The organism is Sagittula sp. NFXS13 (assembly GCF_040148795.1).
In the GTDB taxonomy this organism is placed as follows: Bacteria; Pseudomonadota; Alphaproteobacteria; order Rhodobacterales; family Rhodobacteraceae; genus Sagittula; species Sagittula marina.
Map to the genome: position 1 here is coordinate 40,438 of NZ_JAGEMH010000016.1, position 17,572 is coordinate 58,009.

Genomic DNA, 17,572 nt, shown 5'->3' on the forward strand with positions numbered 1-17,572 from the left:
GCGCCCTGTCCAAGGCAGGGCGCGCTTTTGCCACTGTCAGGTTGCGTTGGGCGTGAAGGACACGTTCAATTCGCGCGGCGCGCGGAATTCCCAACCGCTGAAAGGCACAGGGTCGGTGGAGGCGAGCCGGATATCGGGCAGTGCCGTCAGCAGAACCCTCAGCGCAATCTCGATCTGGGCGGCGGCAAACCATCGGCCAACGCAAAAGTGGTGACCGAAGCCGAAGGTCGCGGTCCCTACCGCCTTTCGATGGATGTCGAAACTGTCAGCATTCTCGAAACGGGTTTCGTCACGGTTGGCCGAGGCCAGCACAACGGTGACCGGCGCCCCTTTTGGTATCGTCACGCCGCCCAGTTCGGTGTCTTTGACAGGGATGCGGAACTGAGTGCCGATCGGTGCAACCCAGCGGATGCCTTCGGTCACCGCGCGGGGGATCAGTGCGTCAGGATCGGTCAGCACTTCCGTCATTTGGTCGGGGTTCTGAAGCAGGCCAACCAACGTGGTTCCCGCCCCGTGGCCGGGTTCCTGCATACCACCCAGCAAAGTGACCTTTAGCGTGGGCAGAACGAATTCATCTGATCTGCTCTCGCCCTCAGGCATGCCGAAGTGCAGCATCTGCGACAGCGGACTGGTGTTGGGTTCGTCGCGCAGACGCGCAAGGACCGGGGCGACGTGCGCCTCTATCTCGGATGCGACCGCATAATTCGCAGCAGTCTTGACGGGATCGTTCTCGAAGTTGGTGGCTCCGGCAGACAGGCCGTGAAACCAGCGACGCAACGTGTCGGCATCGATGTCTTCCAGGCCCAGCGACCGCGCAAGGGCAAGGGTCGAAACTGGCTCGAAGTACTCTGACATCAGTTCTGCGCTGCCTTTGCTTTGGATACGCGACAGATAGTCCTTGGCGATGGGCGCGACGAGCGCTTCGATGTAGTCGGCGACTTTCTTGGGTCTGAAGTGCGGCTCAAGCCCGCCGCGCAATGCCTTGTGGTCGTGTCCCTCAGCGCTCAGGATATTGGGCTGCCCGAACGCCTTGTCAGGCGGTGACGCCCCGGCTTCGGTTGTGAAGATGTCCGGAGACTTTGTAACGGTCTGGACGTCGTCCCAGCGGGTAACGAACCAGACGTTGACTGCTGGCACGTAGGTAACCGGAAACTCTTCTCGCAGGCGCGCGTAGATAGGGAACGGGTCACGGTCAAGTGCTTCGACAGTGATGGTCTCAGGAAAGGTCATGATGATACATCCTTTTGGTCGGGTCGGGCGGTGGCACGTTCGCCAAAGGTGTGGCCAGAAGGACCATCATGCTGCCGAAAGCCAATTCAGCACCAGATTGCGGGCCTGTTCGATATAGCGTTTGTTGCGGTCTTGGGCGGCGTCCTCTTCCATACGGGCGATGTTCCAACCCACATAGGTGACGGAGCGCAAAGCCAGAAACAGGTCCAGATGGGTCAGATCGATCCTGCGGGTACCGACATACCCGTCAAGCAGGGCGATGCGCAAAGCCGGAAAGTCGGGGGCAGGCATATGCTTGATCAGGGCCGTGGCGATGTCGAACAGCCTGTAGCCGTATCCGCCGTCATCAAAGTCGATCAGGCACAGGCGGCCATCTGAAACCATTACGTTGGCGGCGACCGGATCGGCATGGATGAGGCCGTAGTCAAGGTGGGTGCCGTGATTTCGTATGGCGTCGGTCGCCACCTGACGAAATTTCACGAACAGCTTCCGGTCGTCTTCGGAAAGGTCGGGATTGTCCCAGAACCTGCCCCAAAGCGGGGCATCACCCAAAAGGCCGTCACGGTGCCAATGGCAGCGCTGGAATTCAGGCGGGGGCACCCATCTGTCCGACGCGTCGTGCAGCCGCGCCAGTTCCGCCCCTAGCGCCCCTAAATAACGCGAACGCGTGTCGGTGGTTTCCTTGGCCAGTGCAACGTCTAGTGTTTCACCATTGAGCCAGGACAGGACATCGACCTGCGTGCCGTCAATGACTCGCAAAAACGTGCCGTCGGTCGAAAGAAAAGGTGCCGGAACGCCAAGTCCCAAAGCATCGACCCCCGCCATCCATGCCAGTTCGGATGCAAGTTCGGCGTCGGTGCGGTAGTCTTGGCGGTGCAACCGCAAGGCCAGGCTGAGGGTGCCCTGCGTGATCTTGTAGACCGCGTTCTCTCGCGCGGCGACCAGCCGGACATCAGCACCGGCAAGGCCCCAAAGGTCAAGAGCGCGGTCCACGGTGTCGCTCATAGGGTGACCTCCGTCAGGACGTCGTCTAGCGTGTCAATCAGAAGATCCGCATGTTTGATCGAGAATGTCATCGGCGGTCGAATCTTCAGTGAGTTTTTGTATCGCCCAAGCTTTGAATGGATGATCCCTCTTTGCCGCATGGCGTTGATGACACGATCTGTAAATTCAGTCGCGGGGGCCTTCCTTTCACGGTCCAGAACCATCTCGGCCCCGAAGATCAATCCGGATCCACGCACGTTTCCGATGACCTCGTGTCGGGTGGCCAATTCAGTCATCCGTCTACGGGCGTAGTCGCCTACGCGTCGCGCGTTGGCGACCAGATCACGGTCCTTGAGTTCGTCCAGAACAGCCATCGCAGCGGCACAAGAGACCGGATTTCCGCCAAAAGTATTGAAATACCGATAGCCTTTACGGAAAGTTCCCAAGATGTCGCGGCTTGCTACGACTCCACCGACGGGATGCCCGTTGGCCATAGGCTTGCCTAGCGTCAGGATGTCCGGCACGACGCCCATCTTTTCGTGCGCCCACATGTGCGTGCCGGTGCGGCCAAAGCCTGATTGCACCTCGTCGCAGATCAGCAGACCGCCGGCGTCAGCGACGACCTTGGCCACGGGTTTCAGCCAGCCATCTGGCAAATCCGGAAAGCCTTCGTTGACGAAGTAGGGACATATAACGAGGGCTGCGAAACCGGTGCCGTCTGCGTCCAGTTCCGCGATGCGGTCGGCCACTTGTGCGGCAAAGACAGTCCCGTCGGGGTCAGGCGCGCGGTAGCTGTCAGGCGCAGTGACGAAGCGGAAATACTGGTCCAGCCCGAAGCCCACCGTTGGCACGTTAGATTTACTCAACTGACTTACGAGGGCTGTGTTGCCATGGTACGTGGAATCGGTAGAAATAATGCCGCGTTTGCCGGTGACAGCCTCGGCCATGCGCAAGGCAATGTCGTTCGCTTCTGACCCCGTACAGGTCAGGATCGCGGTATCCAGCGATGCGTCCAAGGTCGCCGTGAGCGCCTCTATATAGTCTAGAATACCGTCGTGCAGATAGCGCGTATGGGTATTCAGCGTACTGGCCTGGCGGCAGATCGCGTCAACGACACGAGGATTGCAGTGACCAACGTGAGGAACATTGTTGTAGCAATCCAGATACCTGCGCCCGTCCGAATCCCACAGCCAGACGTCTTCACCTTTCACGAAATGAACGGGGTCATTGTAAAATGTCGAAACGTTCGGCCCCAACAGGCGGGAACGGTCTGCGACCAACGCTTCACGGGTTCGGGACGTCATGCAGAGATCCTCTCGCTTGTTCGCGTAACGATCCGTCGGCCCGATTAAACCTGGCCGCTGGACCATTTTAAATATCGCAGTTCGTAATCGAGCATGCTGGCAGATGCGCTAGTATGACCACTAAGCGATGGGCATACCGTGGCAGCATTTGATTAACATGGCAAACAAATATTTGAACCGCCGGTTTAATATTTGATCCGTTACCAGTTGAGCCGGAAGCTGTTCGCGATTTGCATCCTGCAAGCACAATAAATTATGGCTTCACCGAGAATGCTTCGCAGTTACCAACTTCTGGCATTTGAACTCGGGGGATAAGAAACAAATTTATGGTAATACTACATAATCCACATTATGGGATTGACCTGCGTAGACTGGGCGCATTCTAAACTGCGTCGCGACAGAAACTCTATCTTGCCGGAAATCAAGGAGAACGAGATTGGCTGCCGCCCCTAGCCTCGCAGGTCATGGGAGTCGCGCGTCAGGTCGCGCGCGCAGCCGATGATCGTAGTTCTGCAGAAATGCGCTCGACAATAGTGGCGTCGGGCGGCGTCTCTGTATCGACTTGAATGACGGGACCGAGATCGCCGAACGCCCTGGCCTTGGAGGCCAAGTCCTTGAGTTCGTCAGCATAACTGGCGGGCGGATGTCCGGGGTGCCGGTCGCGCTGAAGATATCTTCGTCTCGCCACTTCAGGCGATACCGAGCACCAGACCTCAATCACTTTTGAAACTCTTGCAGCTGTGAGGTGCGCTTCGAGTACGGAGCGAGGTTGAAACCCGTGCCAGGCATCGACGACCGGCACAAGCTCATCTGGAAACTCGGCAATGGTGTTGAAGATCGCTGCATAGCTTGCGCGCCCGAGCATGCGATTGTGCTCACGATCTCCTATGCCCAACTCGGGATAAAGAGCCTCCTTGATTGTATCGAGGCCGAGCGGCACCGCGCCTAGATCACGCGCAAGAAGACCGGAGACGATGTACCGACTGACGGTTGATTTTCCGCTGGCGGGGACGCCGTTCACAATAATCACCGAACGTGTCAACCATTCTCCTCCTGCAATGCGTGCAATCCTGCGCCGATCACGCCGGCATCATCGCCAAGTTTGGCGGGTCTTATAGGCGTGCTGAACCATGATCCGTTTTCCGGCAACAAGTGCAAAGCGCGGCACATTTCAGCGCCGAGTCCTCCCCCGATCACGATACGGTCAGGATCGACCACGGCAACAAGCGTCTGCAAGGCGCGCTGCATCGGTCCCGCCCATGTCTGCAAAACCGCGCGCGCTGTGCTATCTTCCTGTTCCGCCATACAAAAGAGCGTTTCGGCTCGTGTATCTTCTGGAAATCCGGCTTCTTTAATCAACCGCGCGAGGGCCGTGCCAGAACTGAAGGTCTCTACGCAGCCTGTACGACCGCAATTGCAAACTGGCCCGGTTTCCGAGACGATGATATGCCCAAACTGACCTGCGAAGTCACCGCCGTGCCAAGGCATGCCTGCGAGAGCTATCGCGCCGCCAATGCCTGTGCCGACCGTGACCATCAGGGCGAGATCGCCGTCATCTGCATCTGCGACATGCACTTCGGCAAGCAACGCCATCATCGCATCATTGTCGAGGCGTGCCGAGAGTCCTGTCTGCCGCTCAATCCCGGTGGCGAGATCTATACCGGCAATATCAAGGTATCCTGCAGAGATAATCTCGTTGCTACGTGCTCTTACGCGTCCGGGCAGACCGACGCCAACGCGCTGGTCCCCGGGTCTCTGGACAGTCGATATCATCCGCAGAATCTGTGAGACGAAGCCTTCTTGGTTTGAGACCACCGGCTCGATGATGCGGTCAAGAATGCGTCCCGATGCGTCTATGCGGCCCGCGCGAATGCGCGTGCCGCCGACATCTACTCCGATGGCCGCTTCAGTTTGCTGTCGCACTGGCATCGAGCACTTCCTGAATCTCGCGCAAGCGGGAGCTGGCGATTTCTTCGAGCTTTGTGCGCCGTTCTTCGGCATCAAGAGAGATGCAGTCCTTCCAGAGCGCACGCCCTGCAATCACGCCGGATGCACCACACTCCATCGCGGTCCGCACTTGTCCAATGAATGTCTCATGATCGACGCCAGCAGACAGCACTGCCCAAGGTACACCTGCGCAAAGCTCTGTAATCTTGCGGCAAGCATCGGCGTTGCCGGGATATGGCAGCTTCAGCACCTTTGCACCAAGCTCAAGCGAGATTCTGGCACTTTCTACGATGAGGTCGGGAAAGGCCTTTGCGTAGGCTTCGTCGCTTTCACCGTCCAATTGATAGGTCAGGATCTCCACGACCAGCAAAAGATCCTCGCTGGCGAAATCAGCAATGCACTGCTTGATGATCTCGATGTTGGCTCCGTTGGCTTCCACGGTATCCGGGCGCAGGTAGACCATCAGCTTGGCACCGGTGCCCCCCAGCTCACGCGTGCGCCGAGCGTCGATCCCTGGAACGAGTTTTGACAAGCGATAGCCCTTGTCATCCAGATCCCAGCCGGAATCGTCCAGACCGATCAAAAGCCCGGTGTCGCGCGCAAGAACCCCGTCGTCGACGACCGCCGGGACCGCACAGGTCGCGTCAAGAAGGATGCAGGACGCCTTGTTGGCAAGGTGCGTGACGATACCCGCCTTTACGACGCCCAAAGTCTTTGTGTCGATGGCTTTCTGCTCCGCCTCGGTTGCAGCAAGAACCTTGCGCATGCCCCCGCGCTGATCTGCGGCAACCACCATCATTAACCCGTTCTCCCCGCAAATCTGCTGGTATCCTCGCCGCTCTGCGGTCGTCATCTGCGCATTCATCTTGAAATCCCTGATCTTGTGCCGTCACGGGCAGTCCCCCGCCGGTCTTTCGATCCCGCGCCCATTCGGTATGGGCGTTCAACCATAGGCCGGACGGTATGAGGACCGCATCCGCGATTCAACAATTAAATTCAGAAATTACTTTCACTATTGTCCGTCCGGAGAGACGTTGAGGCTCGCGAGCAGGTCGGATGCGGTTGCACTGTCAGTCACCAGAGCGTTCACCATGCCACTTCGAACTGCGCCGAGAATGGCATCCGCTTTGTCGTGTCCGGCCGCCACGCCAATGCTGAGCGGGATACGCCTCATGTCGAGACGCGGGATCGCCATGAGGTCTTCTTCACCGTCCCAAAGCACTTCGATGCCCTCGATATCGTAATATCGACGCGCCACGTCACCTACGACCCGAGCCCGATTCGTCTCACCGAAGTGGAGGGTTTCGATGTAGGCGGCCTGCGCGATGGAGCCTATGCCGAAGATCGCCGCATCCACTTTGCTCCAGGATTCAAACACCCGACGGCTCTTTGGGTCGCGCTCCAGAACGCCGCGGAGCTCCTTGGACGCCAGGTAAGGCGCATGGAGGAACATCGCCTGTCCGCCGGTCGATTCGGCCGCCAATCGCACCAGTTCGTTGATCTGGAAATGCGGCTCGGTCTCCTCCATGCCACCAATGCAGGGCACGATGGAGCTGCCCGGCAGCTTCGGAAGCCCTTCCATCAGCACGGATTTGATGGTGCGCCCCCATCCGATCGCGATGACCGGACTGCCCGGCAAGTCTCCCTCCCGCAGAAGTTCGGAGACCCGATAGGCCATGTCGTGGGGCCGGATCGATTCGCAGACGCTTGCCGCCCGCAATCCGAGCGCGGCGGCCAATTTGGCTCCTAGTGCGTCGGTTTCGAAGATGTCAGCCACTTTGATCTGCACCACGCCCTCTTCGCGGGCGCGGGCCAGAACGCGGGATGCGCTTGCCGTCGAGATATCCAGCTTTTTCGCGACGTCCCTCTGCGATAGGCCGTCCACATAATGCAGCCGAGCAGCCATGTGCATCAGGCTTCGGTCCAGAATACGTCTCTTGCTCATTTTACCCTCCTTCCGTGTCGTGAAATTAATTTCATGTATTTTCTTCTTGAATTGGGCCGACAGGAAATGCAACCGTTGTGTGACACCTGACTGAACTGACCTGTCAACGTGTCAGAACGGCAAAAGCCGTAAAATGGGAGGAAATTATTATGAAACGCTTTTTAGCGGCCACCGCCGTTGCTGCCACGCTTGGTTTTTCCGGCGCTGCCAATGCACAGGAAGATCTGTCGATCACGCTGCTGCCGGGTCTGACCACCGATGCCTTCTACATCACGATGAATGTAGGCGCACAGGCCGCTGCCGAAGATCTGGGAATCGAAGTCAACTTCCAAGGCCCCGAGGAATGGGATCCGGTTCTGCAGACCCCTGTTCTTGACGCAGTCATCGGCCGCGCGCCAGACGCGTTGCTGATCGCTCCGACGGATGCGGTGCAGATGATTGAACCACTTCGCCGCGCGCATGAGGCCGGCATTCCGGTCATCACGGTGGACACATTCATCGATGACGGTCTCTACCAGACAGGTTCGGGAGATGGCGATTTCCCGATTTCGTATATCGCGTCGGACAACCTTCTTGGTGGTCGAATGGCCGCACGGGCTATGGCGGACAAGATCGGTGGTAGCGGAAAAGTCTACATCGCGAGCAACCGCCCCGGTATTTCCACGACCGACCAACGTGAAGAAGGCTTCAAGGCAGAGATGGCCGAGAACTTCCCTGACGTTGAGGTCCTTGAAACCCAGTTTAACGAAAACGATGCCTCTCTGGCGGCGTCCCAGTTTCAGGCCGTCTTTGCGCGGAATTCGGACGTGGCCGGCGTATTCGGTGCCAACCTGTTCTCTGCGCTTGGAGCAGCAAACGGTGTGGCTGGCGCAGGCGCTCAGGACGACATCGTCGTGGTGGCCTTCGATGCTCCCCCGAGCATCACCGAGAACATCTCGGATGGCGCCATCGACATCGCGATTGCTCAGCACCCCGCGGAAATTGGCTACTACGGCGTCATGACAGCCTATGCCCATCTGACCGGTCAGTCCGTACCGACAAAAATCGGCACCGGTTTCACGACGATCACGGCCGACAATGTCTCTGACGAAGACATCGCGAAATTCATCTACTCTGAGTGAACCGGATGTCTGATATAAACAACAACGGGTTTTCATTCGTGAAAACCCTACTCAACGCCTGGTCGTGGCTGTTTCTCGCCCTGATCCTGGCATTTTTCGAAATTTACGCTCAGGTCGAAACGGGATCGACCTTCATCTTCCGGGCTTACAATATCCAGTCCGTGGCCGTCGCGGCCTCGCAGATCCTCCTGCTTTCTCTCGGCCTGACGTTGGTGGTGGTCGCAGGACACATCGATCTTTCAATCGCGTTCACCACAGGGCTCGCCGCCGTCGCAATGGCGTTGACGGTCCGCTTGCTCGGGGACGCAAATGGCTGGGTCGTCTTCGCCGTGGCGATTAGCGTCGGCATGCTGGCGGCCGTGGTCGTTGGCTTGGTCAACGGGTGGTTGGTCGCCTATCTCGATGTTCCGAGTTTCATCGGGACGTTGGGGACCTACGGGATCGCCCGCGGTGTCGCGCTGATCGTTGCAGGCGGGGCAACCGTTTCGATCCGCTCCGAAGAGGTCCGCGCCTTCGGCAACGGAGATATCCTGGGGATTCCCGTTCCTGTTGTCATGGCCCTGGTCCTGGCGGGCGCCTGCCATTACCTGCTGACCTATACGAAATTTGGCATCTACACATACGCGCTCGGAGCAAACCGCGCATCCGTTGAACGCGCCGGGGTCGATGTGAAGCGTCACCTGATCAAGCTGTTCGTGCTGTCCGCGCTGACAGCCGGGATCGGGGGGCTGGTGTATACCGGTCGGTTCTCCGCTGGTGCGGCGAATGCTGGTGAGCCTATCCTGCTCTACGCGGTTGCTGCAGTCTTTATCGGCGGGGCCTCTCTGACCGGCGGTCAGGGAACCATTATCGGCACCGTCATCGGCGCGATCATTATTGCCGTCATCCAGTTCGGCTTGGTCTTCTCTGGGCTGCCCCCCTACTGGCAGTTCGTGGCAGTTGGTCTCGTCATCGTCGTCGCCGTGTTGGTTGATCAATCACGCGACAAGTTTCTCGGAGGGGCAAAATGAAACCCATTCTGCAGGTGCAGGGGCTGGCGAAACGCTTTGGCCCGATCACGGCTGTGAAAGATGTGAACTTCGACGTTTATCCAGGTGAATGCGTCGTGCTCGCCGGGGACAACGGCGCCGGAAAGTCCACGGTGATCAAGATGATCTCGGGGGTCCATCTGCCGAGCGAAGGCAAGATCATCTTCGACGGTCAGGATATCACGAACAGCCCGCCGGAAACCGTGCGAAATGTCGGCATTGAAACAATCTATCAGGATCTGTCTCTTGCTGACAATCTTGACCCAGGCCTGAACCTCTACCTTGGGCGAGAGAAGATGAAGCGTGTTTTCGGCTTGCCCGTGCTGGACCGCAAGGCCATGCAGGCGGACGCGGTCGAGGTCCTGAAGGGGCTTGGCATCAAGGTGCCTGATCCGGGCGCGAGGGTGCGAGAGATGTCAGGTGGCCAGCGCCAGTCGATCGCGATTGCCCGCGCGATCCACTGGGAGGCCAAGCTGGTCATCATGGACGAGCCGACAGCTGCTCTGGGCGTTCCGGAGCAGCGAGAGGTCATGGCCCTCATCGACCGCCTCAAGCAGCGCGGCGTCGGGATCATTCTTATCTCACACAACCTTCCCGACATTTTCGCGGCGGCTGACAGGATCTTTGTGCTCGCGCGCGGGGTCATTGGCGGTGAGCGTCGTCCGAGTGAGACGACGGACGAGGAAATCGTGCGGCTGATGATGGGCGCGACGATTGACACCTGAGCCGAGTAGGACGCCTCGCTCTGTGGCGCGGCGCAGCTCACGACCCAACATAGGGTATAGACATGGACGGTCTCGGTAAAAGGTGGACCTAGCGCGGTTTGTTGGCGCTCCTTGGATAGCATTTATTGCACCAAAGGCGACTGACTATGGGACTGAAACGAACGGACGAGATCCGGTGGGATTCGGTGCATATAGTGCTGACCAATGGGCTGGCGCGCAAACAGGTTGCTGATGATCTGGGCGTGGGCATGGCTCACGGCACAGAGCAAGGGCCTGTAGGTTAACGAGTTCCGGCCCGCCGGCCGTCTTTCTGTCGGCCAACCTGTGCAGGATATTCTGCACATAGGCTTTTGTGACGATCCCCTTGGCCCGCGCCATTTCCACGGCGACCAGCACAGCCTTTTCGTCGTGATGCAGGACCAGGGCGAGGATTTCGACCATTTCCTGATCAGCGCCGGGGCGGCTCAACATGAGGTCTTGCAGCTATAGAGGCAGCCAGATTGACGGCTTAACCTGAGCGACTTCAAATGGGTCGATACACTGCATCACTTGATGATATGAGTTCACCAAGACGGAAGACGTAGGGCGCTTACACTGCTCCTGCCCGCAAGTTAGGGCCCCGTCCTATACGCCGCAAGAGATAAACGTGCTTTATGCGTCAAAGCGCATAATGTGAAAATAAGCGCTACACCGAATATTGAACTTTATACCTTTTGGCGTATATTGAGGCCATGAATGAATTGGCGCGTACACCACGACAGATCGGCACCATCATCCAGCGCACGCGTAAGAAGCGCGACTGGACACAGATGAAGCTCGCTGAACAGGCGGGCCTGCGTCAGGCGACGATCTCAATGATCGAGAGTGGAGAAAGGCCCGCAAAACTGGAATCCATCCTCGCTGTGCTCGCGGCTCTTGATCTGGAATTCAGGATTGGAGAGCGCTCCAAGGGCCATGAAAGTGACATTGAGGATCTTTTCTGATGGGACGGCGTCCGGCCTATGTGCCGTTGCGCGTCTATCTGAACAACCGCCGCGTCGGCACATTACGCCGCGAGGCCAGCGGTGCCATCGGCTTTTCATACGAAGCGGACTGGCTGGACTGGGAACATGCCCTGCCGGTCTCTTTGTCACTTCCGCTCAGAGAAACCCCCTATCGCGGCGAACCTGTCTCTGCCGTCTTCGAGAACCTGCTACCTGACTCTGACAAGCTGCGGCGCCTGGTCGCCGAAAAAGTCGGCGCACGCGGGACCGACGCCTTTAGCATGCTGTCCAAGATCGGCCACGACTGTGTGGGGGCGCTGCAATTTATCGCAGGAGATAACGAAGCCCCTGACACGATCGGCAAGATCGAAGGTGAAACGGTAAATGACGCTGCCATCGAAAAGATCCTGAACGGATTGAGCCAGGCGCCGCTTGGCCTCGCCAGCGATGATGCCTTTCGAATTTCAGTCTCGGGCGCGCAGGAGAAGACCGCGTTACTTTGGCATGAGGGCCAGTGGGTCAAGCCCCACGGCGCGACGCCGACGACGCACCTGATCAAGACACAGATCGGCAAGCTGCCCGGTGGCATCGATCTCTCTGACAGCGTCGAGAACGAATATTATTGCCTCAAACTCACCGAAGCATTCGGCTTGCCGGTGAACACCGCCAGCATCGGAACCTTCGGTGAGACCACGGCCCTGGTCATCGAGCGCTTTGATCGCCACTGGACCAAGGACGGGCGATTGCTGCGTCTGCCGCAGGAAGATTGCTGTCAGGCACTCTCAATGCCGCCCTCATTGAAATACCAAAACGAGGGCGGCCCCGGCATGATCAACGTTCTCGGCTTGCTTGAGGGCAGCGACACCCCGATCAAGGATCAGAACATCTTTCTCAAAGCCCAGCTTGTCTTCTGGCTGATGGGCGCGACAGATGCCCATGCCAAGAACTTCAGCGTGTTCCTTGGCCCAGGCGGTAGTTATCGCATGACCCCGCTTTATGACACACTGACAGCACAAGGGGCACTGGATGCCGGCCAGATTGAACGCAAAGAGATGAAAATGGCCATGTCGGTCGGCAACAGCCGCCACTACCGCTTCGACCAGATCCACGGACGGCATTTTGTGCAAACGGCAATGCGCGCCGGGCTTTCAAAAAAGCGTGCAACAGACATCATTGAGGAGACTGCGGCCAGAGTGCCCGAAGCCCTCGAAGCTGCCGCCGCCGCTGTTCCGAAGTCCTTTCCGTCGGCCATTGTCGATACCGTTAACAACTCGATTATGGACCGCCTTGGGGGCCTGAAGCTGGCGAGCACCGTTTAGCGCCAAGTACCTCGCACCCTCAGCCCCAAGAAGGCGCGGCGCGAGTACCTCCCCTGGTATATTCGCCCTGACAGCCAATCATGTTTTGCTGAATTCTGAAACAACCCCAATATGCACAATTAGCGTGAACAGTAGTGCCCGCGGAAACTCCGACTCACCCCCGGAATTTGGGTCGAGGTAACCTTACAAAACCAATTCACTGCAAGGTGATCCCGGACCCGGAGCGCCGGGCGAAACTCATCAAGCCTCGATCACCTCAGACAACCTGAACCGACGTCCCTATCCGTTCCGACAGCGCCTGTTGGACGTGGTCTTGCTTCTGGCCGGGCAAGGACTGGCCTTGGCGAAACTTCTTTGGTTTTTCGCCTCGCCAGACCGGTCGTCCTCAGCCTTGATCTGTTATCCGCTGCACCCTTGCGTCGTACACAAGGCGACGGGGCACGGGCTGAGCGCGCTTGCCCCCTGCCCGCGTCGATTGCCATACACCTGCCCATCGGGCGGGCCTCTTCACCTTTTCAGATCAGGTTGCGCGGCACAGACTCCTCCCACTCGCGGGTCTTCACCGGCGCGCCGTTGTGGCTCACGGCCATGCGTCCCTTGAGGTAAAAGCTATCACGATCCGAGGTCATCTCGGTTTCGAGGCGAATGACCGTCTGCCAGCCATCACGGCCTATCTCGTAAACCTGGTCCAGCCGATAGGCCGCCGAGGTGGGATCATCGGGCTGGATTCTCAACTCGCGTCTCAGGCTGTGCGACAGCACCGTACCCACTTCGTCAAAGCGCAGCACGCCCTCGCCGAACAGGCCACCCTGACCATCGGTGACGTAGGTCACCTCGCCGGTGAGGAAGTCGGTGGTCACCGTGCGATCCAGCTGTGCGGGCCGGATCATGGTGACTGGCACGTCGATGCCATGCGCCGGAGGTTCGAATCCGGGATGCGTGTCGCCGCCCTTGCGCACCGGTAGGTGCAGGCACGAGCCCGCGGTGTCGATCGTGAGGGTTGCGGCTTCGGGCGATGGCCAGATGATCGGCCAGTAGGCAGTGCCCACCGACACCCGCATCCTGTGACCGGCCGCAAAGCGATGCCCGCAGGCCGAAAGCTTCACCTTCACAGTCTCGAACCGGCCCGGCTCGAGCGGCTTCGGATCGGCATGGCCGTCGCGATGGGTCAGGTTCAGCACCTGGTAGGTGACGCGGGTGATCTGACCGTCCGGTGCCACGTCGCCGATGCGCACAACGACCTGCGCCACGGGCTTGTCAGATGCGAGGTGCAGGTCCAGCTCCGGCACGCCGAGAATCTCCAGATCCTCTTCCAGGACCGGAGTGTCAAAGGTCAGCGCGCCACCGTCGTCGATCCGCTGATCGGCGGGCATCTCGCCCGGACAGCCGACGGCCATCCATTCGCCCGCGGCGATGCCATGGCTTTGCGGCGAGCGGATCGGCAACAGAGCGGGCGTTTGCGCCGCATCCCCCAGCGTGCCGTCACCGCCGAGATGCATCTGCCGCATCGGCTCGTCCAGCGGCCATGCGCTTCCGACCCAGCGACCGGGCTGGTGCGGGCGGGTGGGATTTGGCGCAATGGGATCGTTGATGTAGGCGCGCAGCTTCGGCTCGTCCATCACGCCGGTCTCGCGGCCCTTGAGCCACTGGTCCCACCAGCGCGTCGCCTCCTGCAGAAAGCCGATGGCGGGGCCCGGTGCGCCGTCATGGGGGTAGACATGCCCCCAGGGCCCGATGATGCCGCGCGTGGGCACCTGCAAGTTCTCGAGCAGGCGCGGGACCGAGTTGGTGTAGCTGTCCGACCAGGCCCCGACCACCAGCACCGGGCATTCGATGGCCGCGTAATCCTCCTGCACCGAGCCATGCTTCCAGTAGTCGTCATATGTCTGATGTCTGGCCCAAAGCGCGGGAAAGAACGGCAGGTCGTCGAGCCGCTTTTCCCAGGCGCCGCGCCAGTCCTCGCCGGTGATCTCCGGGTCCTGAGGGCGGGCCTGGTAGGCCATCATGATCGACCCCCACCAGAGGTTGTCGTTCAGCAGGCAGCCATTCATGAAGTGAATGTCGTCCTTGAACCGGTCGTCTGTGGAATAGCAGGTGATGATCGCCTTCAGCGCCGGAGGACGTCGCGCGGCCACCTGCAGGGAATTGAAGCCCGACCAGCTTTTGCCCATCATGCCGACATTGCCGTCGCACCAGTCCTGCGCGGCGATCCAGGCGATGACCTCGACCGCGTCGTCCTGTTCCAGCTCCAGGTATTCGTCGGCCATGTGGCCTTCGCTGTCACCGGAGCCGCGAATGTCGACGCGCACGGCGGCATAGCCATTTTGCACGAAAAAGCCGTGCATCGGGGCATCGCGACCGCGCGTGCCGTCGCGCTTTCGGTAGGGAATGTATTCCAGGATTGCGGGCACGGGCGCGCCGGTCAGCCCATCGGGCAGGAAGATGCGGGCGCTCAGCCGGGTGCCGTCGGACATGGGAATCCAGACGTGTTCGATGATTTCGGTGGCCATGTCGGGCTCCGTTTCTTGGTAGGTATTGATTGTGTCGTAAGGCTCAGGGCGCGGTCAGCACCTGGTCCAGCCAGCCGGGATCGAGCTGCGGCACAGAGGCCAGCAGCTTGCGGGTGTAGGCCTGCCCCGGTGCCTCGAAGAGCCTGTCCGTCTCGGCTTCTTCGACGATGCGGCCCTTCTGCATGACCACCGTTCGGTCGGCGAGGCGCTTTACCACCGACAAATCGTGGGTGATGAAAAGATAGGTGATCCCCAACTCGTCCTGCAGGCGGCGTAGAAGACGCAGAATGTCCTCGGCCACCAGCGGGTCAAGCGCCGATGTCACCTCGTCGCAGATGATGAGGTCCGGCTTGGCCGCCAGAGCCCGCGCAATGCAGACCCTCTGCTTCTGCCCGCCCGAAAGAGCGTCTGGCAAACGGTCGGCCATCTCGGCAGGCAGGCCGATCTGCTCCAGCAGGCGCAGCACCTCGGCGCGGTTGGCACGTCCCGTCAGCCCCTGGAAGCGGGTCAGAGGGCGGCCGATGGTCTCGCCGACGGTCTGTCGAGGGTTCAGCGCCACGTCGGGCAACTGGTAGATCAGCTGGATCCGGCGCAGCAGATCCTTGCCCCGCTTGCGGTAGCTCGGCGGCAGTGCAGCACCGTCGAACATCACCGCGCCTTGTGACGGCGGCAACAGCCCCGCCACGACCCGTGCCAGCGTTGATTTGCCCGAGCCGCTTTCACCGACGATTGCGACGGTCTCGCCCTGTTTCACCGACAGGTCGATCCCGGAGATAACCGGTACCTTGCCATAGGTGGCGTCCACCCGGTCCAGGCGCAGCAGCTCCCGCCCGGTCTTGTGCGGCGCGCCCGCCGGCGCCGACAGGCTGGCCTGCCGTTCCGAGACAAGGCGTCGGGTGTATTCCTCGCGCGGGGCGGTGAGGATCTGCTGCGTCGGGCCGGTTTCGATCTCCTGACCGTGGCGCAGCACCACGAGGCGGTCGGCGACCTGAGCGATCACGGCCAGATCATGCGTGATGTACAACGCCGATCTGCCGTATTTGCGGATCGTGTCCCGCAAGAGGCGCAGCACCTCGATCTGTGTCGTCACATCCAGCGCCGTGGTCGGCTCGTCCAGCATGAGGATGTCCGGCTTGCAGGCCATGGCCATGGCCACCATCGCCCGTTGCAGCTGGCCGCCCGAGACCTGGTGCGGGAAACGTCGTCCGAAGCTCTCCGGTTCGGGCAGACCGAGCGCGGTGAACAGCTCGACCATCCAGGCGCGGGCCTCCGTCTCGGTCATCATGCCATGGTAGAGCGGCGCCTCGATGATCTGTTTTTCCAGCCGGTGCGCCGGGTTGAAGGCGGCGGCGGCACTTTGGGCCACGTATGCGATGCGCGCGCCCCGCACTGCTTCGCGGTCCTGTCGGCTGCAGTCGGCCAGGTCCCTGCCCGCAAGCAAAACCTCGCCCCCGGTGATCCGGCAGCCGCCCCGGCCATAGCCCATGGCCGCGAGGCCAATCGTGGATTTGCCCGCCCCGCTTTCCCCGATCAGGCCGAGGATCTCGCCTTGTTCGAGGTCGAGAGACACGCCATGCAGCAGCTCCGTGCCGCTGTCGGTGGATACCCGCAGGTTACGGATGCGAAGGATATTGTCGCTCATCTGTTGTCTCCCTGCACGGTGGTGCGGCCGGACAGCATCCAGTCCACGGTGAGGTTTACGCCGATGGTCACCAGCGCGATTGCGGCGGCGGGGAACAGCGGGGCGTAGAGCCCGTAGAGGATGCCCTGCTGATTGTCGCGCACCATGCCGCCCCAGTCGGCAAAGGGCGGTTGCACGCCGAGCCCGAGAAAGGACAGACCCGCCACAAAGAGGAAGGTGAAGCAGAAACGCATGCCGAACTCGGCCACCAGCGGCGGCAGCACGTTGGGCAGGATCTCTCGGCGGATCATCCAGGCAAGGCCTTCGCCGCGCAGCCGGGCGACCTCGGCGTAGTCCATCACGTTGATCCCTTGCGCCACCAGGCGCGCCAGGCGAAAGACACGGGTGCTGTCGAGGCAGGCGATGGTGACGATCAGCACCGGCAGCGACGAGCCAAGCGCTTGCAACACCACCAGCGCCGAGATGAGCACGGGGATCGACATCACCGTGTCCACCAGGCGCGACAGGACAAGGTCCAGCCAGCCGCCGCGGAGGGCGGCAAGGATGCCCAGCGGCACGCCGATGGCGAAGGACAGACAGACTGCGGCCAACGAGATGCCGATGGACGTCTGGGCGCCGTAGAGCACGCGCGACAGCATGTCCCGTCCGTTCTGATCGAATCCCAGCGGGTGGCCGGGCTGCGGCGCATCGAAGGGCACGCCGACGATCTCCTCCTGCCCGTAAGGTGCCAGCATCGGCCCGAACGCAAAGAGGAACAGGTTGATGGCGATCAGCGCCATGCCGATCCAGCCGGTCAGCGGAACGGCGGACAGACGAGAGGTCACAGCCGTCATC

General features: G+C 60.3%; 16 protein-coding genes and 1 pseudogene. 6 read left to right on the plus strand and 11 right to left on the minus strand.

What is annotated here, in order from left to right:
* Positions 1-36: 36 nt before the first annotated feature.
* The 7 genes from J4E08_RS20585 to J4E08_RS20615 all read right to left on the minus strand — a co-directional run bounded on the left by J4E08_RS20585 (position 37) and on the right by J4E08_RS20615 (position 7,410).
* Entirely contained in the window at positions 37-1,230 is a 1,194-nt protein-coding gene (locus J4E08_RS20585) for a cytochrome P450 (protein ID WP_349540084.1), read from the minus strand.
* A gap of 66 nt (positions 1,231-1,296) precedes the next feature.
* Positions 1,297-2,235: a phosphotransferase enzyme family protein gene (locus J4E08_RS20590; RefSeq protein WP_349540085.1), complete on the minus strand. Its 939-nt coding sequence runs from the start codon at positions 2,233-2,235 to the stop codon at positions 1,297-1,299.
* On the minus strand, positions 2,232-3,518 hold the full coding sequence (locus J4E08_RS20595) for an aspartate aminotransferase family protein (RefSeq protein ID WP_349540086.1): 1,287 nt from the start codon (positions 3,516-3,518) through the stop codon (positions 2,232-2,234). Before J4E08_RS20595 ends, J4E08_RS20590 begins: the two co-directional genes overlap by 4 nt.
* A 478-nt stretch (positions 3,519-3,996) precedes the next feature.
* Entirely contained in the window at positions 3,997-4,560 is a 564-nt protein-coding gene (locus J4E08_RS20600) for a P-loop nucleotide/nucleoside kinase family protein (RefSeq protein WP_349540087.1), read from the minus strand.
* Positions 4,557-5,519, minus strand: a complete 963-nt coding sequence (locus tag J4E08_RS20605; RefSeq protein WP_349540088.1) for an ROK family protein — start codon at positions 5,517-5,519, stop codon at positions 4,557-4,559. Before J4E08_RS20605 ends, J4E08_RS20600 begins: the two co-directional genes overlap by 4 nt.
* On the minus strand, positions 5,425-6,330 hold the full coding sequence (locus J4E08_RS20610; RefSeq protein WP_349540089.1) for a tagatose-bisphosphate aldolase: 906 nt from the start codon (positions 6,328-6,330) through the stop codon (positions 5,425-5,427). Before J4E08_RS20610 ends, J4E08_RS20605 begins: the two co-directional genes overlap by 95 nt.
* Before the next feature lie 147 nt (positions 6,331-6,477).
* Positions 6,478-7,410, minus strand: coding sequence for a sugar-binding transcriptional regulator (locus J4E08_RS20615; RefSeq protein WP_349540090.1), 933 nt, complete (start codon positions 7,408-7,410; stop codon positions 6,478-6,480).
* Between the two features lie 149 nt (positions 7,411-7,559).
* Here J4E08_RS20615 and J4E08_RS20620 point away from each other — a divergent pair, with 149 nt between their 5' ends.
* The 4 genes from J4E08_RS20620 (at position 7,560) to J4E08_RS20635 (ending at position 10,568) form a co-directional block, all read left to right on the plus strand.
* The gene (locus tag J4E08_RS20620) at positions 7,560-8,531 is read left to right on the plus strand and encodes an ABC transporter substrate-binding protein (RefSeq protein WP_349540091.1); all 972 of its coding nucleotides are present in this window, start codon (positions 7,560-7,562) and stop codon (positions 8,529-8,531) included.
* A 38-nt stretch (positions 8,532-8,569) separates the two neighbouring features.
* A complete protein-coding gene (locus J4E08_RS20625) occupies positions 8,570-9,541 on the plus strand; it encodes an ABC transporter permease (protein WP_344716820.1) in 972 nt (323 codons plus the stop codon).
* Positions 9,538-10,284 carry an ATP-binding cassette domain-containing protein gene (locus J4E08_RS20630; RefSeq protein WP_349540092.1) on the plus strand — a complete coding sequence of 249 codons (747 nt, stop codon included), beginning with the start codon at positions 9,538-9,540 and terminating at the stop codon, positions 10,282-10,284. The genes J4E08_RS20625 and J4E08_RS20630 overlap by 4 nt, the downstream gene beginning before the upstream one ends.
* 146 nt (positions 10,285-10,430) lie before the next feature.
* Positions 10,431-10,568 (plus strand): hypothetical protein, encoded by a 138-nt coding sequence (locus J4E08_RS20635; RefSeq protein ID WP_349540116.1) that lies wholly within the window; start codon positions 10,431-10,433, stop codon positions 10,566-10,568.
* On the opposite strand, the pseudogene J4E08_RS20640 reads toward J4E08_RS20635, so the two are convergent.
* A pseudogene (locus J4E08_RS20640) lies at positions 10,534-10,767 on the minus strand (IS21 family transposase); the annotation flags it as partial. The gene J4E08_RS20635 and the pseudogene J4E08_RS20640 sit on opposite strands and share 35 nt — an antisense overlap.
* Before the next feature lie 230 nt (positions 10,768-10,997).
* Here J4E08_RS20640 and J4E08_RS20645 point away from each other — a divergent pair.
* Both J4E08_RS20645 and J4E08_RS20650 read left to right on the plus strand, forming a co-directional pair.
* Entirely contained in the window at positions 10,998-11,267 is a 270-nt protein-coding gene (locus J4E08_RS20645) for a helix-turn-helix domain-containing protein (protein ID WP_349540093.1), read from the plus strand.
* The gene (locus tag J4E08_RS20650; RefSeq protein WP_349540094.1) at positions 11,267-12,586 is read left to right on the plus strand and encodes a type II toxin-antitoxin system HipA family toxin; all 1,320 of its coding nucleotides are present in this window, start codon (positions 11,267-11,269) and stop codon (positions 12,584-12,586) included. Before J4E08_RS20645 ends, J4E08_RS20650 begins: the two co-directional genes overlap by 1 nt.
* A gap of 515 nt (positions 12,587-13,101) precedes the next feature.
* Here the strand turns inward: J4E08_RS20650 and J4E08_RS20655 are convergent.
* The 3 genes from J4E08_RS20655 to J4E08_RS20665 are packed head-to-tail and all read right to left on the minus strand — an operon-like array spanning position 13,102 to position 17,571.
* Positions 13,102-15,096 (minus strand): CocE/NonD family hydrolase, encoded by a 1,995-nt coding sequence (locus J4E08_RS20655; protein WP_349540095.1) that lies wholly within the window; start codon positions 15,094-15,096, stop codon positions 13,102-13,104.
* Between the two features lie 43 nt (positions 15,097-15,139).
* Positions 15,140-16,738 carry an ABC transporter ATP-binding protein gene (locus J4E08_RS20660; RefSeq protein WP_349540096.1) on the minus strand — a complete coding sequence of 533 codons (1,599 nt, stop codon included), beginning with the start codon at positions 16,736-16,738 and terminating at the stop codon, positions 15,140-15,142.
* Positions 16,735-17,571, minus strand: a complete 837-nt coding sequence (locus J4E08_RS20665) for an ABC transporter permease (protein ID WP_183969754.1) — start codon at positions 17,569-17,571, stop codon at positions 16,735-16,737. The genes J4E08_RS20660 and J4E08_RS20665 overlap by 4 nt, the downstream gene beginning before the upstream one ends.
* Position 17,572 lies beyond the last annotated feature (1 nt).